The sequence below is a fragment of the Mesorhizobium sp. B2-7-1 genome, from assembly GCF_006440735.1.
Classification (GTDB): domain Bacteria; phylum Pseudomonadota; class Alphaproteobacteria; order Rhizobiales; family Rhizobiaceae; genus Mesorhizobium.
On the sequence record NZ_VFUA01000011.1, the window covers coordinates 24,189 to 48,666 of the forward strand.

The window sequence follows — 24,478 nt, forward strand, 5'->3', positions numbered from 1 at the left end:
CGCAAGGCTCCCGGTTAATTTGTATTTACTTAACCGTACCGCGTGGCTTTCGCGTCACGCATATCCCCACGCATGGTAAACGGCATCTCAATACGACCGGAGCTGAAGCCAAATTTCTTCATGATTTCAGCACCCAAACAGATCGTTCCAAAAGACGAAGCCCATGAAGCCGAGCACCAGGAACAACCCGGTCCGATAGGCCATCTCCATCGTTCGCTCCGAAACAGGCCGCCTTATGACGGCCTCCACGCCGTAGAACAAGAGGTGGCCGCCGTCGAGAGGGGGAATCGGCAGGAGATTGAGAAATCCTATTCCGACTGACAGAAATGCAACAAGCTGCACCAGCCACTCGAAGCCGAGCTTGGCTGCCTGGCCCGACATTTTCGCGATCTTGATCGGACCGCCCAGCTGGCATTTGTCCTCGCGTCCAAGCGCAAAGCGCTGCAGGAACTGGCCGGTGCGCTCGATCACATGTCCGGTTTCCTCGACCGCCGCCACCACGGCGCCGGCCGGCGTGTAGGAGATCAGGCGCGGCTGGCCGAGCTCGGCATTGTTGACGACGCCGATCACCGCGACCTTGATCTTGTTTCCCAGCGCATCCTGCTGCTCCATGGGCTCCGGAGTGGCCGTAACGTCGATTTCCTTGCCGTCGCGCAGCATGGTGAAGGTGATGGCGTCGCCGGCCCGGCCCGAAACCAGCCGCTGCACGTCGGCGAAGGTCTCCACCTTGCTGCCGTCGACTTTGACGAATCGGTCGCCCGGCTGGATTCCGGCCTTTTGCGCCGGGCTGCCCGCGGTGACTTCGGCCACCGTCGGCTCCAGGACCGGACGGCCATAGAGGGAAAACAGCACCGCAAACACGGCAATCGTCAGCAGGAAATTGAACAGCGGCCCCGCAACGACGGTGGCGGCACGCTTCCAGATGGGCTGCGTGTGAAAGGCGACCTCGCGCTCGGCTTCCGTCAGCGATTCGAGCTCTTCCGTGCTCGGCTGGCTCGACGTCGCATTCATGTCGCCGACGAATTTGACGTAGCCGCCAAGCGGAATGGCGCAGAGCTTCCAGCGCGTGCCGCGACGATCGTAAAAGCCGAAGAGCTCTGGGCCGAAGCCGATGGAAAAAGCCTTCACGCCGATGCCGCACCAGCGGCCGATCAGATAGTGGCCCATCTCGTGGACGAACACGACCACGGTCAGCACGAACAGGAACGGCACGAGCGTGCCAAGGACGAAGCCTTGTGCGCTGAAGACCGCGTGAAAGATGTCGTTCAAGTCATGCCCTCAAATTCGCCCGCACGCGACACTCCACCGCGACTGTGGCATCAATCCGGGCGAATCCGTGGCGCGCGCCATTTTTCGCCTTGCTGCCGCGTGGTTCAGTTCGGAAACAGCCCCAGTGCCGGATGCTCGGCGCCCGCCGCGATCCAGCCCATGACGTACAGCGCGAACGCGGCCGCGACAAGCCCATCCACCCTGTCCATGACGCCGCCATGGCCGGGAATGAGGTTGCTCGAATCCTTGGCGCCATGCCGGCGCTTGACCCATGATTCGAACAGGTCGCCGATCTGCGAAACGATCGACAGAGCGAGGGCGACGAAGCCAAGCTGGACGAGATTGCCGGCCCCGGACGCAACTGCCAGCAGCAAACCGGCAACAACGCCGCCGGCCGCGCCCCCCAGCGCGCCGCTCTGTGTCTTGCCGGGCGAGATCGATGGCGCGAGCTTCGGGCCGCCCACCGCGCGGCCGACGAAATAGGCCGCTATGTCGGTTGCCCAGACCACCGCGAACAGGAAAAGAATCGCAATCAGCCCGGCGTGATTGCCGTCACGAAGATAGGCGAGCGAAAAACCGGATAGGGCCGCGTAGGCCACTCCAGAGGCTTCCCATGGCGTGGCCCCCCTGATCCGGGCGGCAATGGCCGCGACCGCAACGACGACCGCGACGAGCAAGAGCAGCCACAAGGCCGGCACGCCGGCGATCAGCGCGGCGATGAAGATCAGAATCAGTGCTTCCGGCAGGAAGCCGAGAGCCGCCCCGCTCGCAGGGCGCGCCATGCGCGTCCATTCATAGAAGATCAGCGCGGCTATTCCCGCGCTAAACAGCCGGAACGGCAATCCGCCGAGCCAGGTGAGGGCAAGCGTCAGCGCCGCCATCACGATTGCCGAGATGACGCGCTGCTGGAGATTGCTCATTCGCGGCGGCGCCTAAAGCGCGACATCGCGGGCTGCAACCCCGCCGAAGCGTCGTTCACGGCCGGCAAAGTCGCGCAAGGCATCGGCCAGATGCTCGCGGCTGAAGTCCGGCCAATAGCAAGGCAGGAAGACGAGCTCGCTATAAGCAGCCTGCCACAGAAGGAAGTTCGACAGCCTGAGCTCGCCGCTGGTCCGGATGACCAGCTCAGGGTCAGGAATGCCCTTGGTGTCGAGCGAAGCGGCGAAGCTTTCCGCCGTGATCGCCTCGCTCGCCATGTCGCCGCGCGCGACGGCCTCCGCCAGCTTGCGGGCGGTGCGCACGATTTCGTCGCGGCCGCCATAGTTGAAGGCGATCACCAGCGTCAGCGACTCATTGCCGGCGGTCAGCGATTCGGCTTCCTGCAGCAGGCCCCTGATGTCGGGCTGCAACCCCTGCTTGTCGCCGATCACCCTCACCCGCACGCCGTTCTGGTGCAGCTCGGCAAGATCGCGGCGGATGAACAGCTTCAACAAACCCATGAGGTCGCTGACCTCGGATTTCGGCCGCGACCAGTTCTCCGAGGAAAAGGCATAGACGGTCAGATAGGAGATGCCGAGCGCGGGCGCGGCGCGGACCGTCTTGCGCAAGGCCTCGACGCCGGCGCGGTGCCCGGCAAGGCGCGGCAGGCCGCGCGCCTTGGCCCAGCGTCCGTTTCCATCCATGATGATCGCGACATGCGCGGGCGTTGCCATGGTCTCGCTTTCGAGCCGGAAAACCCGGACCCTAAACCTGCATGATTTCAGCTTCTTTGTCGGAAAGCAGGTGATCGATGGTGCTGATTGTCTCGTCGGTCAGCTTCTGCACCTGGTCGGAGCGCTTGCGCTGCTCGTCCTCGCCGATGGTGCCGTCCTTCTCAGCCTTCTTGAGGAAATCCATGCCGTCGCGACGAACATGCCGGGCCGCGACGCGCGCGTTCTCCGCATAGCCATGCGAGATCTTGACCAGTTCCTTGCGGCGCTGCTCGTTGAGCTCCGGCAGCGGAATCCTGAGGTTGGTGCCGTCGACAATCGGGTTGAAGCCGAGATTGGCTTCGCGGATGGCGCGGTCGACGGCGCTGACCATCGACTTGTCCCAGACCGACACCGAAATCATGCGCGGCTCCGGCACCGTCACATTGGCCACCTGGTTGATCGGCATCGCCGTGCCGTAAGCCTGCACCTGGACGGCGTCGAGCAGGTTGCTGGAGGCGCGGCCGGTGCGCAGCGAAGCCAGATCGTGCTTGAAGGCGGCGATCGCCCCGTCCATGCGTCGCTTCAGGTCTTCGAATTCGCCACTCATGATCATCTCCTCGACCCGTTCGCCGGGTTCACTGCTTCTATCGTTATTTTGGTCCGCGGTTCCGCAGTCGCTTAACGGATCCCGGCGCCTGTTACTTGTCCGTGACGACCGTGCAATGGCCGCCGCCCCTCAGAATATCGCCAAAACCACCTTTTTCGTGGATCGAATAGACGATTATCGGAATGTTGTTTTCGCGCGCAAGTGCAATCGCGGCGGTATCCATGATCGCAAGCCCGCGTTTGATGACTTCAGCGTGGCTGATACGGTCGAAACGGACCGCGTTCGGGTCCTTCTTGGGGTCGGCCGAATAGACCCCGTCGACCTGCGTGCCCTTGAACAGCGCGTCGGCGCCGATCTCGGCGGCGCGAAGGGCCGCGGCCGAATCGGTGGTGAAGAACGGATTGCCGGTGCCGCCGGCGAAGATGACCACCTTGCCCTGGTTCATATAGGCGGTCGCCTGGCGCTGGGAAAAACTCTCGCAAAGCTCCGGCATGGCGATCGCCGAAAGCACGACGGCGTCGACGCCGATCTTGTTGAGCGAGGTGCGCAGCGCCAGCGAGTTGATGACGGTTGCGAGCATGCCCATGTGATCGCCGGTGACGCGGTCGCCACCCTTCGAGGCCACGGCGACACCGCGGAAGATGTTGCCGCCGCCGATGACGACTCCCACTTCTACGCCCAGCGCGCGCGCCTCGGCAATGTCGGCGGCAATGCGGTCGACCACGGAGACGTCGATGCCGAAATGCTGCTCGCCCATCAACGCTTCGCCGGAAGCTTTCAGCACGACACGTCGATAGAGGGGCTTCACCGTCATCTCATTCCTCGAAAATCTCGGCGCGGCAATTTTGGAGGCAAAACCGCCCCCGCTTCATCCGGCGATGCTGTCATGACGGCCTGACCCGATACACGAAGGGCGCGGCGATGTCACGCCGCGCCCTCGTGCAAAATTCCAGGCTTTTTCGGTCAGTTGCCGCCTTTTGATCAGTTGCCGTCTTCTGATCAGTTACTTGAGATGCCGACCGCCTCGCCTTCGATCATGACGGGAGGCGAATAGCCGGCCGGCTTGTCGCCGGTGACGGCGCCGCCGGTCACCCGGACCTGGATCTCGGAGCCGAAATAGGAATGCGGGAACGGCGCGGGCGTGGCGCTGGCCTTTTCCAGCCGCGCGCGAAGCGCGGCGGGAATCGAAAAGTCGAGCGCCCCAAGATTATCCTCGAGCTGGTTGAGCTTCGTTGCTCCAAGGATGACGGAAGCGATGCCCGGCTGCGTCGCCACCCAGTTGAGCGCGACCTGGGCCATGCTGCGGCCAAGCTCGGCCGCCACCTTCTCGAGTTCCCCCACGATCGCCCAGTTGCGGTCGCTGAACTTCTGGAAACCGGGATGCGTGGTGTTGCGGAAACCGTCAAGCCTTCCGGCGTTTCCGGCTTGCGTCGGCCTGTATTTGCCGCTGAGCAGGCCGCTGGCCAGAGGGCTCCACACCATGATGCCGGCGCCATGACGGGTGGCGAAAGGCACATATTCATGTTCGATGGCGCGCTCGGCCAGCGAATATTCGAGCTGCAGCGCCGAGACCGGCTCATAGCCGCGCAGCTCGGCGATCGCCTGGGCGCGGCCGGCATACCAGGCCGGCACGTCGGAGAGGCCGATATGGCGCACCTTGCCGGCGCGAACGAGGTCGTCCAGCGTGCGCAGCACCTCCTCGGCCGGGGTGACCCTGTCCCAGACATGCAGAAGGTAAAGGTCGATATAGTCGGTGCCGAGCCGCTTCAGCGAAGCGTCCACGGCCCGCATGATGTTCTTGCGGCCGTTGCCGCCGGCATTCGGATTGCCGGCCTCGGAATTCATGGTGAATTTGGTGACGATCACCGCCCTGTCGCGCAGGCCGCGCTCGGCGACGAACTCACCGAGCCAGGTCTCGGCGGTGCCCCCGGTGTAAAGGTCGGCCGTATCGAAGAAGTTGCCGCCCGCTTCGACATAGGCATCGAACATCGCGCGGGCGGTGTCCCTGTCGGCGCCCCAGCCCCATTCGGTGCCGAAGGTCATGGTGCCAAGAGCCAGCCGGCTGACGCGCAGGCCGCTGTTGCCAAGCGTGTAATAGGTCATGGTCATGATATTGTCCGTTCCGATCTGGTTTTCGCTGCTTATTGGCCGGGAGTCGCCTTGACCCAGGGATTGCCGCGCTCATGCGTCATGCGGAAGGTGAAGCCGTCGACCTTCCAGCCGGACGCCGAGCGCGTCAGGTGGTGCTCGTAGGTACCCCAGACCTCCCAGAGCGGCTCGCCATTGCCTTCCATCCGGTTCCAGGCATAGCCGTTGGAACGGACAGTCGCGGCATTGGCCTCGAGCACCACCTGATGGTTGGTGCGCAGATGCAGGCTGGTCTTGCTGCCCTTGAGGTTGCCCGCCCAGGTGCCGATCAGGTCGTCGGACGCGATGTTGGCCGCGGGCTGCCCGGACAGGCTGCTGAAATCGGCGGTGACACGCTCGGCGAAATAGCCGCGCGCCAGCTTCCAGTCCTGCGCATCGACAGCGCGGTCGATGGCGTCGGCGATGCGGATGACGGCGCGCTCGTCGGCAAGCGCCTGCCAGCCGGCCGGTTCGGCGCCGCCGGCATCGACCGGAGCCAGCGCCATGCCTGCTGCAAAGGTTACATGTCTCAACGCGTTCATTTCGTCTCTCCTTGGGCATCAGCCCGCCGCCGATGTGTTGACGCCAATATGAGCTGGCTCAGGAGCATCGATAAGGTTGCATTGTCTGCAAAGACTATGCGATATCATTCATGAATGGATCGCGATCTGCTCACACACCTGCCGGTCATCGTCGCCGTGGCGCGGCGCGGCGGCTTCGCGCTTGCCGCGGCCGAGCTCGGCATGAGCCCTTCAGCCGTCAGCCATGCGGTGCGGCTGGTGGAAGAGCGCATCGGCCAGCCGCTCTTTGCCCGCACGACGCGCAGCGTTTCACTGACGGAAGCAGGCAAGGCGCTGGTGGAGACGGCGGCCCCTGCCCTGCAGGACATCGCCGAGCGGATGGACCGGATCCGCGGCGTGAAGGGAAGGCCGGTCGGCCTGCTCAGGATCAACGCCTCCAACATAGCGATTCCGCTGGCGGTGACGCCGGTGGTCGCGGCCATGGCGGAACGCTATCCCGATGTGACGGTCGAGATCGTTGCCGACCAGGGACTAATCGATATCGTTGGCGAAGGTTTCGACGCCGGCATCCGGCTGGGTGAAATGATCGCGCAGGACATGGTCACCGTCAGGATGACGCCGCCGTTCACAGCCGTGATCGTCGCCTCTCCCGCCTATGTCGGAAAGCACGGCCGTCCGCGCGATGTGGGCGATCTCGCCAATCACAACTGCATCGGCTACCGGCTGGTCCGGTCAGGCGCGCTTTACCGGTGGGATTTGAACGACGACGGCAAGGACGTCGTCGTCGAAACGCACGGCACGGCCATCGTCACGGATTCGCTTGGCGCCATCGATCTGGCGCTGGCCGGCGTCGGGCTCGCCTATGTCTTCGAACCACTGGTGCGCGCCGACCTTGCCGCCGGCCGCCTCGCCCAGATCCTGCCGCAGACGGCGATCGAGGAACCCGGACTCTTCCTTTACTTCCCGCGCCGCGCATCGATGGCGCCGAAGCTCAGGGCCTTTATCGATACCGCACAAGAAATCGGCCGGGCATCCATGCGGACACCCGACCGAGTTGCCTGAGCTCGTAAGCTCTTCACCTTGAGGGAAACGCCGACGTTCCCCTTGGATCAGAGCTATTTCTTGACCGCCGCCGCGACTTCCGCCGCGAAATCGGTCGTTTCCTTCTCGATGCCTTCGCCGAGCGCGAAGCGCAGGTAGGCGGTGATCTTCGCCGGAGCGCCGATCTCCTTTTCGGCATCCTTCAGCGCCTTCTCGACGGTGATGTCGGGATTGAGCACGAAGGCCTGCTTCAGGAGAACCACCTCTTCGTAGAACTTGCGCAGGCGGCCCTCGACCATCTTCTCGATGATCGCTTCCGGCTTGCCGGTCTGGCGCGCCTGGTCGGCGAAGATCGCCTTCTCGCGCTCGACCGCGGCCGGGTCGACTTCTTCGGCCGTCAACGCCATCGGGCTGGTGGCGGCGACATGCATGGCAACCTGACGCGCGAACGCATTGGCCGCGTGCTCATTGCCCGTGGTCTCGATCGCGACCAGCACGCCGAGCTTGCCGAGGCCGTCCGCAACCGCATTGTGGACATAGGTCGCCACCGCGCCATGCGGCACGGTGAGCTTCGCCGAACGGCGGAAATTGATGTTCTCGCCGATCGTGCCGACCGCGTCCTTGACGGTCTCGGTGACCGACTTGTCGGAGCCCGGATACTTGGCGGCGGCAACCGCTTCGGTCGCGCCGTAGGCGAGCGCGACCTTCGCGACATTGCGGACCAGTTCCTGGAACTGCTCGTTGCGGGCGACGAAGTCGGTTTCGGAGTTGACCTCGACAATGGCAGCTTCGCGCACGCCGGCATCGACGCCGATCAGGCCTTCGGCCGCGGTGCGGCCAGCCTTCTTGTCGGCCTTCGAGATACCCTTCTTGCGCAGCCAGTCGACAGCCGCTTCCATGTCGCCGTTGGTCTCGTTCAACGCCGCCTTGCAGTCCATCATGCCCGCGCCGGTCAAGTCGCGGAGTTCTTTGACCTGTGCAGCCGAAATCGTCATTGTCGCCTCTTTGGTTCAAAATGTGCCGACGCACCAACCGGGACTCGGGTGATGCGCTCGGCAAAAGCGCTTTAGCGCGCCAACTTATTGGAAAGATGAAGGCCGGGATCCGGCCTTCCTTATCAAGCTTCCGGAGCTTCGGCTGCCGGAGTATCGAGCGCCGGCTCGACCGGAGCTTCGGCCGAAGCGCCGACGTCGACGCCGAGCGCGCCCTGCTGGCGGGCGATGCCGTCGATGGCGGCCTTGGCGATCAGATCGCAATAGAGCTGGATGGCGCGGGCCGCGTCGTCATTGCCCGGGATCGGGAAGTCGATCTTGTCCGGGTCGCAGTTCGAATCGATCAGGGCCACGACCGGAATGCCGAGGCGCTTGGCCTCGAGGATGGCGATCGCTTCCTTGTTGGTGTCGATGACGAACATCAGGTCCGGCGTCGAGCCCATGTCCTTGATGCCGCCCAGCGCCTTGTTGAGCTTCTCGCGCTCACGGTCGAGGTTCAGCCGCTCCTTCTTGGTGAGGCCCTGGGCCTCGCCGGCAAGCGTCTCATCGAGCTTGCGCAGACGCTGGATCGAGTTCGAGATCGTCTTCCAGTTGGTGAGCATGCCGCCCAGCCAGCGCGAGTTGACATAGTACTGGGCCGAACGCTGCGCGGCGTCGGCGACGATGTCGGAGGCCTGGCGCTTGGTGCCGACGAACAGCACGCGGCCGCCCTTGGCGACGGTGTCGGACACCTGCTTCAGAGCCTGGTGCAGCAGCGGCACCGTCTGCGACAGGTCGATGATGTGGATGTTGTTGCGGGCGCCATAGATGTAAGGCGCCATCTTCGGGTTCCAGCGGTGGGTCTGGTGGCCGAAGTGAACACCAGCTTCCAAAAGCTGGCGCATGCTGAAATCTGGCAGAGCCATTCTTTAGTTCCTTTCCGGTTGGCCTCCACGGACACAGGCACTTCGGACGGGATGTCCTGATGCCACCGGAGGTTTCAGCCGGATTTCTCCCGGGCAGACACCAAAGTCCGTGTGTGGAATGAACGGGCATATAGAGGGGAAGTCCCATAAACGCAAGCCACGCGCAGGGAAACCGGCGATCCGCCCAAATCTCAGCGTTTTACCTTGCCGTTCGGCACCCTGACGCGGCGGAAGATCGCAACGATTTCCTCGCGGCTGCATTCGATGGCGCCAAGCCGGACCGCGCGATCGCGCTCGAAGCCGGTGATGTCGTAATGCGGCGCCGATGTCTTCGGCGGCCCTTGATAGGAGGAAAGCTTGACGCCGAGATCGCTGGCGAAGCGGTGCAGCTCGTCCGTATCGTCGGCGAGGAGATGGCACCAGCGATGGCCGGCCCATTTCCAGATCGCCGCATCGACATAGACCGCCATCAGGCTCGCCGCACTTGGTGATCCCGATACATGGCGTTTGGAGGCCAGGGCCGCAAGCCGGGTCCGCAGTCGTCGAAAATTGCTATTTCGACGCCGGGCAAGGCTTGGTCTGGTCGAACAGCGACAGGTTCACCAGCTTGCCGGTCATCGAGAAGTCGCCATAGTCCATGACGAGGTCGCGGGTGATGCCGTTCTCGTGCAGCTTGAAGCTGATCCGGTATTCCGGCACCTCCTCGCCGCTTTTGTCGGTATCGTCGAAATAGGCGATGTCGACCGGCCAGTATTTGTCGGAAGCGAGCTTGGCCAGCGCCGGGGCTTCCGGATCCGTCTTTTCCGAATCCGCCTTCTTGCCGACGATGACGGTGGTGGTCATCACCTTGTTGGCGTCCTCGGAGCCGTCGAACAGATTGGTCTGGTAGAAGTTCTCGCCTTTTTCGGCCTTGCCGATCAGCTCGACCAGATGCTGGGTCGGGAACTGCGTGGCCGCGAGCTCGAGACTGCTCTTCTCCGGCTTGTCGATATCGACCTTGAGGCCTTTCGCTTCCCTGGTGGCCGTGCCCTTGACTTCCTTGTCGAGGTTCTGGTCGACAAAGGATTTCGTCACGAAGGAAAAGGTCTTGCCTTCGGCGTCCTCGAACGTCGTCGTCTGCTGGTCGGTCAGCCTGGTGTTGTCGTTGGTGACGATCTGCGTGACGAAGCGGAACTTGACCGTATAACCTTCGCAGGCGGAGCCGTTGAACTCGTAGACCATGCGGCCGGTGATGCCGGTAATGCCCGAGCGGTCGGAGGCCTTGCTGAGCGTAAGATCGTAGACGGCGCGATGCGCCTGCAGCGCTGGCACCGCAAAGGCCGGCGCCATCGGGAGCGCCGCCGAGAAACAGGCGGCGGCGAGAAAAAGGCGCGTTGCGCGCATGCGTTACTCCGATCGTCGCAGCCGGGGGGCAGGCCGCAGGGAAAGATGGTCCAGCTTAAAAAAAGTCGTGGCGGAAGCGAGGCAAAAATAGCAATTTCGGCCCGGCCAACGCGGCGTCTTCCAGCAATAGGGAAAACCAATGAGCGAAACAATCGAAAAGCGGCTAAGCGATCTTGGCGTCACCATCCCGGCCGCCGCCGCGCCCGCCGCCAACTACGTGCCCTATTGCCGCACAGGCAACACGCTGTTCACCGCCGGCCAGTTGCCGCTGAAGGACGGCAAGCTGCAGGCAAGCGGGCTGCTCGGCCGCGACATCGACACCGCCACCGGCAAGGAAGGCGCTAAATTCTGCGCCATCAACATCCTGGCGCAGGCCAAGGCAGCGCTTGGCGATCTCGAAAAAATAAGGCGCCTGGTCAAGATCACCGTCTTCGTCGCCTCCACGCCCGATTTCGTCGAGCAGCACCTGGTCGCCAACGGCGCCTCCGACTTCCTGGTCGCGGCGCTCGGCGAGCGCGGCAAGCACGCCCGCTCCGCCGTCGGCATGGCTTCGCTGCCGCTCAATGCCGCCGTCGAGATCGAAGCGATCTTCGAAGTCGAGTGAGATTCACGATGACCGATCTTTCCTGGCTGATCGCCCGACCTGTCGCGCATCGCGGCCTCCACGACATGAACAAGACCCGCTGGGAAAACACGCTGTCGGCCTTCGCCGCGGCGGCCGAGCGCGGCTATGCCATCGAATGCGACGTGCATATCTCGTCGGACGGCGTCCCGGTCATCATCCATGATGGCGATCTCAAACGGCTGACCGGCCAGGACGGATTTGTCTGGCAACGCACCGCCGCCGAACTGGCGACGCTCAGGATCGGCGGCACTAAGGACCACGTGCCGACGCTCAACGAAGCGCTCGACCTGATCGACGGCCGCGTGCCGCTGGTGGTCGAGCTGAAAGGCGTTCCGGGCCACGATGCCGGGCTGGTGGCAAGCGTCGGCCGGCTGCTCAAGCACTACCGCGGCATGGTGGCGATCATGTCGTTCGATCACTGGCTGATCCGCGACTTCGCCAGGGACGCGCCCGGCATCCCCGGCGGGCTGACTGCGTACGGCAGGGACAACCAGCTGATCGAAGCGCATTTCGCCATGCTTGCGCACGACCTCGCCTTCACCTCCTATGCCGCCGGCGACCTGCCCAACCCCTTCGTCAGCTTCGTGCGCGAGAAGCTGAAAATGCCGGTCATCACCTGGACCGTGCATGACCAGCCGGCGGTCGACCTCACCTTCAAATATGCCGACCAGATGACCTTCGAGGGCTTTGAGCCCGATCTGGTCAAGGTCGCCTAGAGCCGGATGATTTCAGGTCAAACGACCTGAAATCTGATCCGCCTCTATCAATCTAAAGAGAGAGCATGATGTCGTCCGAAAACCGCTTGACACTTTTCGGCATCATGCTCTCGGGAATGCCCGAAACGTGACTTGTAGCAGCCCTGAGGACGCTTAAATAAGCGGCATGGATCAAGGCGATGACGACGATGGACAGGCGGCGAACGCGGATTATGCGATCCGCGTCGCAGCGGGTATCGGCGCCTTCACCTGCGAGGAATGGAACGGCTTTGCCGGAACCACGCGCAGCGACAAAGAAAACGGCTACAACCCGCTGGTCTCGTTTCCCTTTCTGAGCGCATTGGAAGACTCCGGCTGCGCGGTCCGACGCACCGGCTGGCAGGGCCACCATCTCAGGTTGGAGACGGCGCAAGGCAGGCTTCTCGGCGCCGTTCCTTGCTACCTCAAATCGCACAGCCAGGGCGAATATGTCTTCGACCATGGCTGGTCGGACGCCTTCGAGCGCGCCGGTGGCCGCTACTATCCCAAGCTGCAATGCTCGGTGCCGTTCACGCCGGTCACCGGCCCTCGCCTGCTGGTCAGCAAAGGCGAGAATGAAGGTGCCGTGAAAGCCGGCCTGGCGGAAGGCCTGAAGCTGGTGACCGACAAGCTCGGCGTCTCTTCCGCGCATGTCACCTTCGCGAACGAGGCCGATGTCGCGACGCTGGCAGCGGCAGGCTTCCTGCATCGCACCGACCAGCAGTTCCATTTCTTCAACGACGGCTTTTCGAGCTATGACGATTTCCTCGCCACGCTCGCCTCGCGCAAGCGCAAGGCGATGAAGAAGGAACGCCGCGAGGCGCTTGTCGACGGCATCTCGATCGACCGGCTGACCGGCAAGGACATCACCGAAAGCGCCTGGGACGATTTCTTCGCCTTCTACATGGATACCGGCGGCAGGAAATGGGGCCGGCCCTATCTCAACCGGCAGTTCTTCTCGCTGATCGGCGAGCGCATGGCCGACGACATTCTTCTGGTGATGGCCAAGCGCAACGGCCGCTATATCGCCGGCGCGATCAACTTCATCGGTTCCGACGCGCTTTACGGGCGCAACTGGGGTTGCATCGAGGACCACCCCTTCCTGCATTTCGAGGTCTGCTACCACCAGGCGATCGATTTCGCCATCGAACGCAAGCTCAAGGTGGTGGAGGCAGGCGCGCAGGGCGAGCACAAGCTGGCGCGCGGCTACCAGCCCGTGACCATGCATTCGGCGCACTACATTTCGCATCCCGGCCTGCGCAACGCCGTCGCCGACTATCTCAGGCGCGAGCGGCGCGAGGTCGAGCGCATGGGCGAATATCTCGAAGAGCACACGCCCTTCCGCAAGGACCTCGGGGAATAAGGTCTCGCGGTCAGTGCGGCTTTCCGGCGGCGATCGGAACCAGGAACGAAAAGCAGGCGACCAGGAACAGCACGGCGCCGGCAAGCGCGAGCAAATCGCCGGCGCGCCAAGCCGCGGCGATGAAAAACAGCGCCGACACGATGAACAGCAGCCAACCGGCGACGACCCACTTCATGATTGCTCCGTCCTGAGATTGCAGCGTCAGACGACAAATGTCGGCGCTCATGCAATAGCAGAGCGTGCCGTCAAGAACAGCCGATAGTACTGGCGAAGCAAATGACGCGCATCTAGCGCCCGCTGTTTACCGGATCGACGGAATCCGCTAAGTCACCCCACAGGGGTATTGGTGCGCGAGCACCTCGGGGTTGGCATGCTGTTTCTGGCATCTTGGGACGTCGGGCAATGGCTCGGTGTGGCGGGGCTTGCGGCCGCGCTGCTGTTGACCGTCCGGCTCGAAGGCAAGCTGGGAACCTGGCCGCTCGGCTTTTCCACCTTCTTCCTTCTCTTTGCGTTCCTGCATCTGCTTTTTCCGGGCACGATCGTCGCACTCTGGATGACGCTCATGCTGACGGCCATCATCGGCATCGCTTCAAAGTTGAAGTATCGCTATCTTGGCTTCAATCTTCTGGCCGGAGATCTCTATCATCTGGCGGCGAGCAGCTGGCACAGCGTCTTTGTCGACAATGCCCGAATGGCGATCCCTGCCCTCTTCGCCGGCGCAGCGATCGTTGCGGTCGCCATGCTTATCGACATAACTGTGGTGGAACAGGCGACGTCGCTCTCGCTGCGCCTCGCATTGTTCGCCGCGGCGATCCTGATCTATATCGCGGTCTACCGGCTCAGCGGCGGAGCGCCTCGCTTCCGCTTCGACCTGCTCACCAGGGATCGCGCGCATCTTTCCGCCTTCGTGGCGTCATGGCTCGGCGCGGGACCTTCGCAACGGCCGGGTTTCGTCGACATCACTCCCGATCCGCTGCCGTTTCTGCCGCCTGTGCCGGCAAAACGGCCGAGTGGCGAGGCTCGGCCGCACATCTTCATGATCCTGCATGAATCGACCTTTGATCCGAGGCATCATGGCGTGCCGATCAACCGTGCTTTTGAACACTTCTTCTCACCCGTGAACGGTCTGTCGGGGGCTTTGCACGTCGATGTTTTCGGCGGCAGCACGCTGCAGACCGAATTCTCGGTGCTGACCGGCCTGTCCTCGCTTTCCTTTGGAAACGACAGCCGCTTCGTCTTTCATCTGCTGGCCGGGCGAGTGCGCCACGCATTGCCTTCGGTGCTTTCCGGCATGGGCTATCATGTGTCGCATGTGAGCTGCGACCGTCCCAACTTCGTCAATTGCGATCGTTTCTATAAATCGATCGGGTTCGAGGAGGTCGCTTATGCCGCAACCTTGCCGCCGCCCTTCGATCTGGAGCGCTGGCGTCGCGAACGTCATGACGAACAGCTTTACAGCCATGCGCTGGGCCGGATCGCGGGCCGCCTGGAAAGCGAGAAACCCTGTTTTCTCTCGATAATGACGCTGATGAACCACGGCGATCATCGTCGCCGCATTTTTCCTCCCGAGCTTCGCGCCGACATCCGCCGTGAAGCCGTCGCGCTGACCGGTAGCGAGAATTACGGCGAATATGCCGTGCGACTGGCTGAAAGCGTCGAGGCCTATGCCGCGTTTCGCGAGAAACTCGAAACGGCGCTGAACGGCCAGCCTGCCATCGTCGTGCGTTATGGCGATCACCAGCCGTCGTTCACGGCCGCCCTCACCGGCCTGCCGCCTTCCGACAGGGCTTTGCACAAGACCTTCTACGCAATCGAGGCGATCAATGGCGCGTTGCCCGGCGATCTGGCCGCTCCGGCCATGCTCGACGCGGCATTCCTGTCGACATTGACCATGTCCGCCGCGCGTCTCCCGCTCGACCCGGTATTCGCCACCAGGATGGCTCTTCTGGCGGATTGCGCCGCTCCCTATTTCGCAAGCGAGTCCATGCGCAAGAAACGCTTCCACCGGGCTCTTGTCGAAGCGGGCATGGTCGATCTCACCTGAACGCCTTGCCGCCCATCGGCGGCTTCGCTACACCGGACGGCGAATGCAATTGGGAGTGTCACCCCATGGCCGAAGCCTATGATCCCGGCAACATCTTCGCGAAAATCCTGCGCGGCGAGATTCCCTCGCACCGCGTCTACGAGGACGATGCGGTCGTCGCTTTCATGGATGTGATGCCGCAAGGCATGGGCCACACGCTGGTGGTGCCCAAGGCACCGTCGCGCAACATGCTCGACGCCGATCCGGCGACGCTCGGCCCATTGTTTGGCGTCGTGCGGAAACTGGCGGTCGCGGTGAAAAAGGCCTTCAACGCCGACGGCGTCACCCTGATGCAGTTCAACGAACCGGCGTCCGGCCAGACCGTCTACCATCTCCATGTCCACGTCGTGCCGCGCTTCGAGGGCGTGCCGCTGAAGCCGCACAGCGGTGCGATGGAGAAGCCCGAAGTGCTGGCCGCGAATGCCGAAAAAATTCGGGCAGCGCTTGGCGCCTAAAGCAATTCCAGGAAAAGTGTGAGCGGTTAAGTTCGGCGCCTTCGCGCCGTAACCTTCCACTCGGAATCGCGTAAAAACAAAGAGATAGGGCGTTTCACCATTTCCGTGAAGCGGTGAAACGCACTAGAGTCGCCTCTCGCTGACAGCGCAGAACATAGATGCCTTCGCCATGTCGAAGCGCAGGCCGACTTCTTTATGCATGGACCGTGCTGCTTCGACGCCGAGCCGGACGCTGAAGCGCTTGCCGAGGCAATCGAACCAGCCGAGCGCGTCGGCGCCGAGGAGTTCGGTGAACGCGAGCTTCGCCGGGACGCTCCGTGGCGTGCCGGGCTCAACCACCACTATATCCTCGCAGCGAAGGCCGAGCACGGCTTCGCCGGACGGCCGCGCTCCTTCGAAAGCGTAACCGTCAATGTCGATCGGGACGTCGGCGGTCACGAAGCGCCCTGCATCGTCCATCCGGCCTTCGAGGAAATTCATCGCGGGCGAGCCGACGAAGCCGGCCACGAAAAGACTTGCCGGCTTCTCATAGATCGATTGCGGGTGGGCAAATTGCTCGACCTTGCCCTTGTGCATGACGGCAACGCGATCGGCCATGGTCATGGCTTCGATCTGGTCATGGGTGACATAGATCATCGTCGATCCCAGGGTCTCATGCAGTTGTTTGAGTTCGACGCGGGTTTCGGCGCGCAATTTGGCGTCGAGGTTGGAGAGCGGCTCGTCGAACAGGCAGATGCTGGACGAGCGCACCAGCGCGCGGCCGATCGCGACGCGCTGGCGCTGGCCGCCGGAAAGCTGGCCGGGCTTGCGATCGAGCAGCGCTTCGATCTGCAACAGCTTGGCGACCCAGGCAACCTTTTCCGTCACCGTTGCCTTCGGCGTTCCGGCGATCTCCATGCCGAACGACAGATTGCGGCGAACCGTCATTGCCGGGAACAGCGCGTAGGACTGGAAGACCATCGCCAGGCCCCGCCCGCTCGGCTCAAGCCCGCTGACGTCTTTTCCTTCAATGACGATCTGGCCTTCGTCGCATTCGTCGAGGCCCGCGATCACGTTGAGCAGGGTGGACTTGCCGCAGCCCGACGGGCCGAGGATGACGACGAACTCGCCCTTGTCGATCTCCATGTCGACAGCGTGGAGTATGGTGAGCGCCCCAAAGGATTTCTTGATCTTGCGCAAGGAAATACTGGACATGTTTCAACCCTTTACGGCGCCGGCGGCGATGCCGCGTACGAAATACCGGCCCGACAGGAAGTAGACGACGAGCGTTGGAATGGCCGTTATCAACGCCGCGGCCATGTTGACGTTGGGATTTGCAACGCCGCGCGAATTGCCGACGATGTTGGTGAGTTGCACGGTCATCGGCAAATTGTCGTTGCCGGCGAAGATCAGGCCGAGCAGATAGTCGTTCCAGATGCCGGTGAATTGCAGGATCGCCACCACGACCAGGATGTTGGTGGAGATCGGCAGGATGATCGACCAGAATGTCCTGAGGAAGCTCGCCCCTTCCATCCGCGCCGCGCGGCTGATCTCGTCCGGGATGCCGACATAGAAGTTGCGAAACAGCAGCGTCGTGTAAGGCAGGCCGTAGATGATATGCACGAAGACGATGCCGGCATAGGTGCGAAACATCCCGACTGTGCTCAGGATCTTCACGGTCGGATAGAGCATCGCCTGATAGGGGATGAACAGGCCGACGGTGATCAACAGCATGATCATGTTGGCGTGGCGCGACTTCCACTGCGCCAGCGCATAACCGTTGAGCGCCCCCGCCAGGGTGGAAATGACCACGCTCGGTATGGTGATCTTGATCGAATTCCACAGGCCAGGGCGGATGCCGGCGCAATCAAGGCCGGTGCAGGCACTTGCCCAGGCCGTCGCCCAGGCCTCGAGATTGGGATTGACCGGCAGCGCGAGCAAATTGCCCTGGCGGATCTCCTCCATCGGCTTCAGCGAGTTCATGATCACCAGCAGAAGCGGCAGTATGAAGAAGACGGCGGAGACGACCAGGAACACATAGAGGCCGATCCGGGCCGCCCTTGGCGCGAATGCCGTTCCTCGGCGAACGGTGGCCGCCGTCATGTGCGCCTCCGGAATTCGCTGTAGAAGTAAGGCGCCAGCATGATGAGCGACAGCACGAGCATCATGATCGAGGCTGCCGAGGCTAAGCCGAGATTGACGCGGGCAAAATAGAAATCCACCGCGAACTTCGCCGGCATTTCCGTCGAGATGCCGGGGCCGCCCTTGGTCATGGCGATGATGAGGTCATAGCCTCGGATCACCTCGGACATCAGCAACACCACGCAGGAAGCGATGACAGGCCGCATGCCGGGAAAGATCACCTGGCAGTATGCCCGCCACAAAGGGATGCCTTCCATCCGGATCGCTTTCCATAGATCGTTGTCGATGCCACGCAGGCCGGCCAGCACGATCACCATCACCAGGCCGGCGGAATGCCATATGCTGGCAATGACGAGGGTGTAGATGGCGCGGTCGGAGCGCGTCAGCCAGTCGAAGGTGAAGCTCTCCCAGCCGATGTCGCGCATCAGCGCCTGCAGACCCGTTGTGGGATCGAGAAGCCAACGCCAGGAAAGGCCGGTGATGATCAACGAGACGGCTAGTGGATAGAGGAAGATCGTACGAAAGAGCGACTCGGCTTTGATGTTGCGGTCGGCAAGCACGGCGAGCAGTATCCCGAACGCCAGTGTGCCTAGGATGTAGAGCACGCCGAAGACCACCATGTTCAAACAGGAGACGAGCCAACGCTGGTTGGTGAACAGCTTGACGTACTGGTCCAGGCCGACGATCTGGTAGTTGGGTATCAGCGTCGAGCGGGTCAGGGACATGTAGAACGTCCACAGGATCGACCCGTAGAAGAACAGCGCCACCACGGCGAAGAACACCGCCACGGTTACATCCGGCCTGAAGGCCTGCCGGTTCAGCCAGGTCGACATTTGGTTCCTCCTGCCGGCACGTCGCCGCACCCCCGCTCGCATCGAGCAAGCCCGGACTTTGCCCGGGCTCCTCCTGGCCGAAGCCGCAACAATGGCCCTGCCCTTGCGGCCATCAGCTTCACTTGCTCTGGAGAATGTCCGCCAGGCCCTTGACGGCGGTCTCGACCGACATCGAGGGGTCGGTCCAGAACTGCGTCGCGAGATCCGTCATCTGTCCGTTCAGATCACCCGGGAGGGCGTCATAGGTGGAGGAGACCGCCACGCCGGGCGTGGCAAGCGCCTTCACGCCCTTGACCGCGCACATATCCAGCGTGCTGGTGTCGACATCGAGCCGTGACGGCACCGAGCCCTTGACCGCCGCGATCTTGGCTTCGACCGCCGGATCCATGACGGTTTCGGCAAGCAGCGTCTGCCCCTTGACCCGGTCCTCGTCCTTGTTGACGGGGAAGGCGAAGATGTCGACGACGACGGCATAGGCAGGCTTCTCGGTCGGCACGAGGAAGCAGCCGAACTCCTTGCCCGCGGTCTGTCCGGCCGCGAGGAACTCGCCGCGCGCCCAATCGCCCATGAATTGCATGCCGGCCTTGCCCGTCGTCACCAGGTTGGTGGTCTCGTTCCATGAGCGGCCGGCGCTCGCGGGATCGGTGTAGGTGCCGACCTTGCGGAACAGCTCGAACGCCTTGGGCAGGATCGGCGACTTCAGGGCCTCGGGATCACGCTTGACGAACAGGTCGTTCCAATATTCCGGACCGCCGAGCGAAATGATCATCGAGGTAAGGACGTACACTTCCTGCCAGGGCTCGCCACCGACGGCAAAGGGGATGGAACCGCTCGCCTTGAGCTTGTCGGCGGCGGCAAACATGTCGTCAAGCGTCTTCGGCTCTTCGATCCCCGCTTTCTCGAAGGCGGATTTGGAATACCAGACCCAGTTGTCGGCATGGATGCCGACGGGCAGGCCGACGAGATGACCGTCGACGGTGAGCTTGTTCCATACGATTGGCACCATGGCCTTCTGCCAGCCATTCGCCGCCGCGAGATCGTCGAGATTGCGCAGTTGGCCGGACGAGGCCAGATCCCGCATCGCGGCGCTGGGCGTCATCAGCACCGCCGACGGCGGTTCGCCGCCGGCAATGCGGCTGGTCGCCGCCGCGATGGTGGAGTCGAAATCAGCCGACGGGCTGTCTATCCACTTGCCGCCATGTGCCTTGAAGGCATCGGCGATCGCGTTCATCGCCTTCGATTCACTGGCGCTGGTCCAATATTGCTGCACGTCGACCGTCTGGGCGAAGGCGGGGCTGGACATGGCGAGCAAGCCGAGAAGGCTGATCGCGCCGGAAAGGCGTTGCTGGTTCATCTTGTTTCCTCCTGAGGTTGTTGAATTCCGCGTTCTTTCGCAGCGGTCGATATGCTTTACCGGTGGCTTCAGGCGGCCTTTCCGACCGCCCTGCCCATTTCCTTGTTCAGGCTGTCCAGGAACGCGGCCATGGTGTCCCTGGAGATCTTGTTGCCGGTAATCCAGGCAACGGTGTTGTAGATGCCGAGGAACGAGCCGCCGCAGTATTCCAGCATCTTGTCGGTCTCCTCGTCGCTGAGATCGAGCTGGTCCTTGAGGAACATGCCGAACTGCTTGCGCGTGAATTCCTGCTCCAGCACCGTGGACGGCTGGCTCTCCACGTTAAGGATGCTCGTGGGCAGTGCCGGCGCCTCCACCGCGATCTCCTTCTCCAGCCGGATGTCACGCGACGACGCGGCCACTTCGATCGTCAGCTTGCCGGCGTCGAGCAACCAGGCCCGGTAGTCGCAGTCGTAGTAGCGGAGGTCGCGTGCCTCGATCACCACTTCGACACGCCGGGTTTCTCCGGGCTGCAATTCGACCTTGGTGAAGCCTTTGAGCTCGCGAAGCGGGCGGATGAGGCGCGGTTTGTGCGGCCGGGCATAGACCTGGACGATCTCCTTGCCGGCGCGCGTGCCGGTGTTCGTCACGTCGGCCGAAACGGTGAAGGTGCTCGTCGCATTGATATGGTCGACGTCGATCTCGATGTTGGAATAGTCGAATGTCGTGTAGCTCAGGCCGAAGCCGAAAGTGAAAAGCGGCGCGAGCTTGCGCTTGTCGTAGGAGCGGTATCCGACGTGGATGCCTTCGCTGTAGATGTGCCTGTTGCTCTCGCCGGGATAAGTCAGGAAACCGGGCGTATCCTCGAGCCGGACCGGAAAGGTGACGGTCAGCTTGCCGCACGGGTTGTGGATGCCGAACAGAACTTCCGCCGCGGCGCGACCCGCTCCCTGACCGGCGAAGAACATCGAGAGGATCGCCGCGGCCTGATCCGCCCAGGGCATGGCGACGGCATCGGGCGAGGCTAGGATCACGGCGAATTTGCCATTTCGCCGCGAAAGGCGATCGACCAATTCATCCTGTCCATCAAGCAGGTTGAGGTTTGCGCGGTCGGACCCCTCGCCGTCGTATCCGACCTCGGTATTGCCGAAGAACAGCACGACGTCGGCGCCGTCGATGTCCGAGAGCGCCGCCTGCTCACCGGCGCTGCCAGGTGCGAAGTCGGATATTGCGTTGAACGTGACGGTCGCGCCTGGCGCTAGGCGGCGGATTTCGTCGAGTGGAATATCGACCTCGGTCGGTCGCGTGGTGGCACAGCCCGAGCCCTGGATGACAGGCTCGCACGCGGCGGCGCCGACCACGGCGATCCGCCGCAAGCTGGCTCCGTCAAGCGGCAGGAGGTTGCCATCGTTCTTCAGCAGGACGATGGATTCCACGGCCATGCGCTGCGACAGCGCGTGGTGCGCCTTGAAGTCCGCCGTGACGTCCGCCCGGATGCCGTTGCGCGCCGTCCGGATCAGCTTGAGGATCCGCAGGCTCGCCCGGTCAAGCACCTTGGTCGGGACACGTCCGTCCTTCACCGCTTCGAGCAGCTCCTGCCTGCGCGCCTCGCTTTCAGGCATGTCGAGGTCGTTGCCCGCATTCATCGAGGCGGCCCGATCCTTGATGCCGTGCCAATCCGAGACGACCACGCCGTCATAGCCCCACTCGTCGCGCAGGACCTGCGTCAAGAGCCAGTGGTTCTCGGCGGCCTGGACGTCGTTCAGCCGGTTGTAGGAGCTCATGACGGTCCACGGATTGCTCTTGCGGATCGCCCTTTCGAAGCCGGCGAGATAGATTTCGCGCAGCGCGCGTTCCTCCACGACCGAACTCATCGTGGTCCGCTGGACCTCGGAATTGTTGCAGGCGAAGTGCTTGAGCGAAGCGCCGACGCCGTTCTTTTGCAGGCCGTTGATGACCGCCGCCGCGATCTCACCCGACAGGGTTGGATCCTCGGAATAATATTCGTAACTGCGGCCGGCGAGCGGAGTACGACGGATGTTGATGCCGGGACCGAGCAACAGATTGACACCGAAGGCCTGGCACTCACGCGCCAGCGCCTCGCCGAGTTCGTGCGCAAGGCCGACGTCCCACGAACAGGCGAAGGACGATCCGTTCGGGAAGCAGGTCGCGGGACGGGTCGAACCGAACGCACCCTCGACGCCACGCGAAACATCGGCATTGACGACGCTGAGGAATGACGCGAGCTGGCTGCCACCGTCCTGCAGCCCATCGATCTGCTCGATCGAATAGCGCACGCCATAAGTCCCGTCGGTCATCAAAACCTCGGGAATGTTGAGCCTGTAGTTGGCTGCGGTGCGCCAAAGACCGGATCCCGTCACCAGCGTCGTCTTTTCCTCGAGGGTCATCTGATCCACGAGCGCGCCCAGTTCCTTGTCGGATATATTCCAAGCCATAAAGCTGCCTACCTCATTTGTGCCGGGCGTCGGCACACCGACTTCCACAGCCTTGCACGGTCGCCCGGATCGATAGTCCGCGCTCGAGAACGGTATGACGATGACATAGCGAAAGCCTGTCATCTAGCCGTCGAAATTGCTCTGGAGCTACGACAGTTTTTGATATTTAATAGGCATATCCAGGGAGGATACCGATGAATGTCGCATATCTGAGACCCGAGTTCGGGCGCGAGAAACTCGACTGCGGTTTCGAAGATCACGGACCCTCATCGGAGGCGCATTGCCACGCTTTCGTGCACGGCTATGCCGACGTGCCCTATCACTGGCATCGTGAAATCGAGATACTTTTTGTGCTGCGCGGACAGTTCCGCCTCATCGTCGACGGCCAGGTCTGCGACATGGATCAGGGCGACACGATCATCATCAATGCCGACGTCCCGCACAATTCGACGTCCGTCTCACGCAACACATTGGTCTGCGGCGTGCATCTCGACGCCGCGTATTTCGAGCGTCTCGGCCTGCCGGGGTTCGCCTCGCGGCAATATCTTTGCCGCACCTTCCTGCACAGCCGCTCCTTCATGCACCGCGTCGCGCCGATCAAGGCGCTGATGGCGCGGCTCGTTCTCGATCAGAGCAACCATCCCGAAGAGATCATGGTCCGCCAGACGATCGCCAATCTGCTTGCCTGCTACATCTACCGCTGGATCCCGCATGAGGAGGCCGATGCGGCGGGGGCGCAATTGCGGTCCGATAGCCGCGGCCGCATCCTGCGCATCATGGATACGCTGAACGAGCAGGACGCAGGTCAGCACCTCGGCGAGATCGCTGACGCCGAGGGACTGACGCTCAGCCACCTGTCGCGCCTGTTCAAGCGGCATCTCGGCATAGGCTATCGCGACTATTCACAGAACCTGCGGCTCGACAGCGCCGCCGAGACGCTGCGTACGACCGATCATACGATCGGGACCATCATGGAGCGCAGCGGCTTCGGCAACCCGGCCGTCTTCTACAACAAGTTCCGCGCCCGGTTCGGCTGCAGCCCGGCCGAATTCCGTCGCGGCCGCCGCCCGTCGAAACCGCAGAGCGTATTGACCACCGAGGATGCTGCCGAAGTCCAGAAGCTTCTGATGGTTCTCGCGACGGATGTGGGCAAGGCGGCGGAGCTCGCGGTCGGGCTGGCGCCACATGACAAGCGCCAGATCGTCCTAAGCGCGCCGCACAACCCGACCCGTGAAACTACGCCGTCTCATGCGCTGGCGATGTCTTGAGCGCAGGATGACCAACACCGCCTGATTGTCCGGTCGCCCGCGCTTCAGGCTGATGCGGCCTCCACTCAACTTGCCAACCGGCGCGCCAATGTCGGAAAGGCCGTCGGCTCCGCCCCCGCCGTAAGCCTGTCCCGGATCGCCTCCGCGCAGGCGTGCGGACTTAGCAGCGACGTATCGATCTCCAAGTCGTAAAGGCCGGGCTTATGCACTCCTTCCTGCCAGAGGCGCACGGGCAGCGGTGTGGGATCGTCGTCCGTTCCGATGACATATGGCGTACCAGCCCCGCCTGCCGCGCGTCTTCGCAAGATCTCCTCGATCGGGCAGCGGACGCCGACGAAGAGGACCGGCAGGCCGGCCAAGCGGCGAGCACATTCGGGAAGGATGTTCAGCGGCCTCGAATAGGCGTCGTGATGGCCAACATCGGCGACGACATTGAGCCCCAGCCGGCTGTGGGCGGCGATTGCATCGTAAAGCGCCGCGTAGAGGCCCGACACAAAAACCTCAAGATCGGGGCGTTCGCCGCCGGGGCGTAAGCCAATGCCGGGACGCAAGCGCGGTGGCATGGCGAGTGCGTAGGCATCGACGCCGAGATTGATCCAGACGCCCTCGAATGTCTCCTGGATCGCGGCGGCAATGCTCGACTTTCCCGAGCGCGGCGCGCCGTTGAGGATGATGATCTGTCCGGCTTCCAAAAGGGGGCTGACTCAATCTTGCTGCATGTGAAGGCTGAT

General features: G+C 62.9%; 25 protein-coding genes. 7 read left to right on the forward strand and 18 right to left on the reverse strand.

The annotated features are described in order from the left end of the window. Positions 1-126: 126 nt before the first annotated feature. The 7 genes from rseP to FJ471_RS06830 form a co-directional block, all read right to left on the reverse strand. Entirely contained in the window at positions 127-1,269 is a 1,143-nt protein-coding gene (gene rseP, locus FJ471_RS06800; protein WP_140802408.1) for an RIP metalloprotease RseP, read from the reverse strand. 104 nt (positions 1,270-1,373) lie between these two features. Then, positions 1,374-2,189: a phosphatidate cytidylyltransferase gene (locus tag FJ471_RS06805; RefSeq protein ID WP_140802409.1), complete on the reverse strand. Its 816-nt coding sequence runs from the start codon at positions 2,187-2,189 to the stop codon at positions 1,374-1,376. 12 nt (positions 2,190-2,201) lie between these two features. Next, entirely contained in the window at positions 2,202-2,921 is a 720-nt protein-coding gene (locus FJ471_RS06810) for an isoprenyl transferase (protein WP_140802410.1), read from the reverse strand. A gap of 31 nt (positions 2,922-2,952) precedes the next feature. Then, positions 2,953-3,507 carry a ribosome recycling factor gene (frr, locus tag FJ471_RS06815; protein ID WP_140802411.1) on the reverse strand — a complete coding sequence of 185 codons (555 nt, stop codon included), beginning with the start codon at positions 3,505-3,507 and terminating at the stop codon, positions 2,953-2,955. Between the two features lie 91 nt (positions 3,508-3,598). Beyond that, positions 3,599-4,321 (reverse strand): UMP kinase, encoded by a 723-nt coding sequence (gene pyrH, locus FJ471_RS06820; protein WP_040987265.1) that lies wholly within the window; start codon positions 4,319-4,321, stop codon positions 3,599-3,601. Between the two features lie 185 nt (positions 4,322-4,506). Further along, positions 4,507-5,616: an aldo/keto reductase gene (locus FJ471_RS06825; RefSeq protein ID WP_140802412.1), complete on the reverse strand. Its 1,110-nt coding sequence runs from the start codon at positions 5,614-5,616 to the stop codon at positions 4,507-4,509. A 32-nt stretch (positions 5,617-5,648) separates the two neighbouring features. Next, the gene (locus tag FJ471_RS06830) at positions 5,649-6,176 is read right to left on the reverse strand and encodes a nuclear transport factor 2 family protein (protein ID WP_140802413.1); all 528 of its coding nucleotides are present in this window, start codon (positions 6,174-6,176) and stop codon (positions 5,649-5,651) included. A gap of 114 nt (positions 6,177-6,290) precedes the next feature. Between FJ471_RS06830 and FJ471_RS06835 the strand changes: the two genes are divergently transcribed. Further along, positions 6,291-7,217, forward strand: a complete 927-nt coding sequence (locus tag FJ471_RS06835) for a LysR family transcriptional regulator (RefSeq protein ID WP_140802414.1) — start codon at positions 6,291-6,293, stop codon at positions 7,215-7,217. A 53-nt stretch (positions 7,218-7,270) separates the two neighbouring features. Here the strand turns inward: FJ471_RS06835 and tsf are convergent, their stop codons facing one another. From tsf to FJ471_RS06855, 4 genes are all read right to left on the reverse strand, one after another. After that, positions 7,271-8,191, reverse strand: coding sequence for a translation elongation factor Ts (tsf, locus tag FJ471_RS06840; RefSeq protein WP_140802415.1), 921 nt, complete (start codon positions 8,189-8,191; stop codon positions 7,271-7,273). A gap of 122 nt (positions 8,192-8,313) precedes the next feature. Beyond that, entirely contained in the window at positions 8,314-9,093 is a 780-nt protein-coding gene (rpsB, locus tag FJ471_RS06845) for a 30S ribosomal protein S2 (protein ID WP_140802416.1), read from the reverse strand. 191 nt (positions 9,094-9,284) lie between these two features. Next, a complete protein-coding gene (locus FJ471_RS06850; protein WP_140802417.1) occupies positions 9,285-9,563 on the reverse strand; it encodes a DUF4031 domain-containing protein in 279 nt (92 codons plus the stop codon). An 82-nt stretch (positions 9,564-9,645) separates the two neighbouring features. Beyond that, positions 9,646-10,476, reverse strand: coding sequence for a cell envelope integrity EipB family protein (locus tag FJ471_RS06855; RefSeq protein WP_140802418.1), 831 nt, complete (start codon positions 10,474-10,476; stop codon positions 9,646-9,648). Positions 10,477-10,615: 139 nt separating this feature from the next. Between FJ471_RS06855 and FJ471_RS06860 the strand changes: the two genes are divergently transcribed. The 3 genes from FJ471_RS06860 (at position 10,616) to FJ471_RS06870 (ending at position 13,198) form a co-directional block, all read left to right on the forward strand. Beyond that, positions 10,616-11,080: a RidA family protein gene (locus FJ471_RS06860; protein WP_140802419.1), complete on the forward strand. Its 465-nt coding sequence runs from the start codon at positions 10,616-10,618 to the stop codon at positions 11,078-11,080. A gap of 8 nt (positions 11,081-11,088) precedes the next feature. Further along, positions 11,089-11,817, forward strand: coding sequence for a glycerophosphodiester phosphodiesterase (locus tag FJ471_RS06865; protein ID WP_140802420.1), 729 nt, complete (start codon positions 11,089-11,091; stop codon positions 11,815-11,817). 166 nt (positions 11,818-11,983) lie between these two features. Then, the gene (locus tag FJ471_RS06870; RefSeq protein ID WP_140802421.1) at positions 11,984-13,198 is read left to right on the forward strand and encodes a GNAT family N-acetyltransferase; all 1,215 of its coding nucleotides are present in this window, start codon (positions 11,984-11,986) and stop codon (positions 13,196-13,198) included. A 10-nt stretch (positions 13,199-13,208) separates the two neighbouring features. Here FJ471_RS06870 and FJ471_RS06875 read toward each other — a convergent pair whose 3' ends face one another. Further along, complete coding sequence (locus tag FJ471_RS06875) at positions 13,209-13,373, reverse strand: cytochrome oxidase subunit III (RefSeq protein ID WP_116390151.1); 165 nt, start codon at positions 13,371-13,373, stop codon at positions 13,209-13,211. A gap of 171 nt (positions 13,374-13,544) precedes the next feature. Between FJ471_RS06875 and FJ471_RS06880 the strand changes: the two genes are divergently transcribed. Continuing rightward, on the forward strand, positions 13,545-15,242 hold the full coding sequence (locus FJ471_RS06880; RefSeq protein ID WP_140802422.1) for a sulfatase-like hydrolase/transferase: 1,698 nt from the start codon (positions 13,545-13,547) through the stop codon (positions 15,240-15,242). A 65-nt stretch (positions 15,243-15,307) separates the two neighbouring features. Continuing rightward, the gene (locus FJ471_RS06885) at positions 15,308-15,736 is read left to right on the forward strand and encodes an HIT family protein (RefSeq protein ID WP_140802423.1); all 429 of its coding nucleotides are present in this window, start codon (positions 15,308-15,310) and stop codon (positions 15,734-15,736) included. A gap of 123 nt (positions 15,737-15,859) precedes the next feature. Here FJ471_RS06885 and FJ471_RS06890 read toward each other — a convergent pair whose 3' ends face one another. The 5 genes from FJ471_RS06890 to FJ471_RS06910 all read right to left on the reverse strand — a co-directional run bounded on the left by FJ471_RS06890 (position 15,860) and on the right by FJ471_RS06910 (position 22,479). After that, a complete protein-coding gene (locus FJ471_RS06890) occupies positions 15,860-16,930 on the reverse strand; it encodes an ABC transporter ATP-binding protein (RefSeq protein WP_140802424.1) in 1,071 nt (356 codons plus the stop codon). Between the two features lie 3 nt (positions 16,931-16,933). Further along, positions 16,934-17,818 (reverse strand): carbohydrate ABC transporter permease, encoded by an 885-nt coding sequence (locus tag FJ471_RS06895; protein ID WP_140802425.1) that lies wholly within the window; start codon positions 17,816-17,818, stop codon positions 16,934-16,936. Next, a complete protein-coding gene (locus tag FJ471_RS06900; protein ID WP_140802426.1) occupies positions 17,815-18,690 on the reverse strand; it encodes a sugar ABC transporter permease in 876 nt (291 codons plus the stop codon). The genes FJ471_RS06895 and FJ471_RS06900 overlap by 4 nt, the downstream gene beginning before the upstream one ends. A 118-nt stretch (positions 18,691-18,808) precedes the next feature. Continuing rightward, entirely contained in the window at positions 18,809-20,044 is a 1,236-nt protein-coding gene (locus FJ471_RS06905; protein WP_140802427.1) for an ABC transporter substrate-binding protein, read from the reverse strand. A gap of 68 nt (positions 20,045-20,112) precedes the next feature. Next, positions 20,113-22,479 (reverse strand): glycoside hydrolase family 3 C-terminal domain-containing protein, encoded by a 2,367-nt coding sequence (locus FJ471_RS06910; protein WP_140802428.1) that lies wholly within the window; start codon positions 22,477-22,479, stop codon positions 20,113-20,115. A gap of 194 nt (positions 22,480-22,673) precedes the next feature. On the opposite strand from FJ471_RS06910, the gene FJ471_RS06915 reads away from it, so the two are divergent. Next, positions 22,674-23,747 (forward strand): helix-turn-helix domain-containing protein, encoded by a 1,074-nt coding sequence (locus FJ471_RS06915; RefSeq protein ID WP_140802429.1) that lies wholly within the window; start codon positions 22,674-22,676, stop codon positions 23,745-23,747. A gap of 65 nt (positions 23,748-23,812) precedes the next feature. Here the strand turns inward: FJ471_RS06915 and FJ471_RS06920 are convergent, their stop codons facing one another. Then, a complete protein-coding gene (locus FJ471_RS06920) occupies positions 23,813-24,439 on the reverse strand; it encodes a chloramphenicol phosphotransferase (RefSeq protein WP_140802430.1) in 627 nt (208 codons plus the stop codon). Positions 24,440-24,478 lie beyond the last annotated feature (39 nt).

Excerpts from the sequence above, each read along its gene's own strand:
- FJ471_RS06905 (WP_140802427.1), bottom strand. The coding sequence starts at position 20,044 with ATGAACCAGCAACGCCTTTCCGGCGCGATCAGCCTTCTCGGCTTGCTC.
- FJ471_RS06900 (WP_140802426.1), bottom strand. The coding sequence starts at position 18,690 with ATGTCGACCTGGCTGAACCGGCAGGCCTTCAGGCCGGATGTAACCGTG.
- FJ471_RS06825 (WP_140802412.1), bottom strand. The coding sequence starts at position 5,616 with ATGACCATGACCTATTACACGCTTGGCAACAGCGGCCTGCGCGTCAGC.
- FJ471_RS06875 (WP_116390151.1), bottom strand. The coding sequence starts at position 13,373 with ATGAAGTGGGTCGTCGCCGGTTGGCTGCTGTTCATCGTGTCGGCGCTG.
- FJ471_RS06870 (WP_140802421.1), top strand. The coding sequence starts at position 11,984 with ATGGATCAAGGCGATGACGACGATGGACAGGCGGCGAACGCGGATTAT.
- FJ471_RS06830 (WP_140802413.1), bottom strand. The coding sequence starts at position 6,176 with ATGAACGCGTTGAGACATGTAACCTTTGCAGCAGGCATGGCGCTGGCT.
- FJ471_RS06890 (WP_140802424.1), bottom strand. The coding sequence starts at position 16,930 with ATGTCCAGTATTTCCTTGCGCAAGATCAAGAAATCCTTTGGGGCGCTC.
- FJ471_RS06860 (WP_140802419.1), top strand. The coding sequence starts at position 10,616 with ATGAGCGAAACAATCGAAAAGCGGCTAAGCGATCTTGGCGTCACCATC.
- FJ471_RS06895 (WP_140802425.1), bottom strand. The coding sequence starts at position 17,818 with ATGACGGCGGCCACCGTTCGCCGAGGAACGGCATTCGCGCCAAGGGCG.
- FJ471_RS06805 (WP_140802409.1), bottom strand. The coding sequence starts at position 2,189 with ATGAGCAATCTCCAGCAGCGCGTCATCTCGGCAATCGTGATGGCGGCG.
- tsf (WP_140802415.1), bottom strand. The coding sequence starts at position 8,191 with ATGACGATTTCGGCTGCACAGGTCAAAGAACTCCGCGACTTGACCGGC.
- FJ471_RS06915 (WP_140802429.1), top strand. The coding sequence starts at position 22,674 with ATGAATGTCGCATATCTGAGACCCGAGTTCGGGCGCGAGAAACTCGAC.
- frr (WP_140802411.1), bottom strand. The coding sequence starts at position 3,507 with ATGAGTGGCGAATTCGAAGACCTGAAGCGACGCATGGACGGGGCGATC.
- FJ471_RS06835 (WP_140802414.1), top strand. The coding sequence starts at position 6,291 with ATGGATCGCGATCTGCTCACACACCTGCCGGTCATCGTCGCCGTGGCG.
- FJ471_RS06855 (WP_140802418.1), bottom strand. The coding sequence starts at position 10,476 with ATGCGCGCAACGCGCCTTTTTCTCGCCGCCGCCTGTTTCTCGGCGGCG.
- FJ471_RS06885 (WP_140802423.1), top strand. The coding sequence starts at position 15,308 with ATGGCCGAAGCCTATGATCCCGGCAACATCTTCGCGAAAATCCTGCGC.
- rpsB (WP_140802416.1), bottom strand. The coding sequence starts at position 9,093 with ATGGCTCTGCCAGATTTCAGCATGCGCCAGCTTTTGGAAGCTGGTGTT.
- FJ471_RS06850 (WP_140802417.1), bottom strand. The coding sequence starts at position 9,563 with ATGGCGGTCTATGTCGATGCGGCGATCTGGAAATGGGCCGGCCATCGC.
- FJ471_RS06910 (WP_140802428.1), bottom strand. The coding sequence starts at position 22,479 with ATGGCTTGGAATATATCCGACAAGGAACTGGGCGCGCTCGTGGATCAG.
- FJ471_RS06865 (WP_140802420.1), top strand. The coding sequence starts at position 11,089 with ATGACCGATCTTTCCTGGCTGATCGCCCGACCTGTCGCGCATCGCGGC.
- pyrH (WP_040987265.1), bottom strand. The coding sequence starts at position 4,321 with ATGACGGTGAAGCCCCTCTATCGACGTGTCGTGCTGAAAGCTTCCGGC.
- FJ471_RS06810 (WP_140802410.1), bottom strand. The coding sequence starts at position 2,921 with ATGGCAACGCCCGCGCATGTCGCGATCATCATGGATGGAAACGGACGC.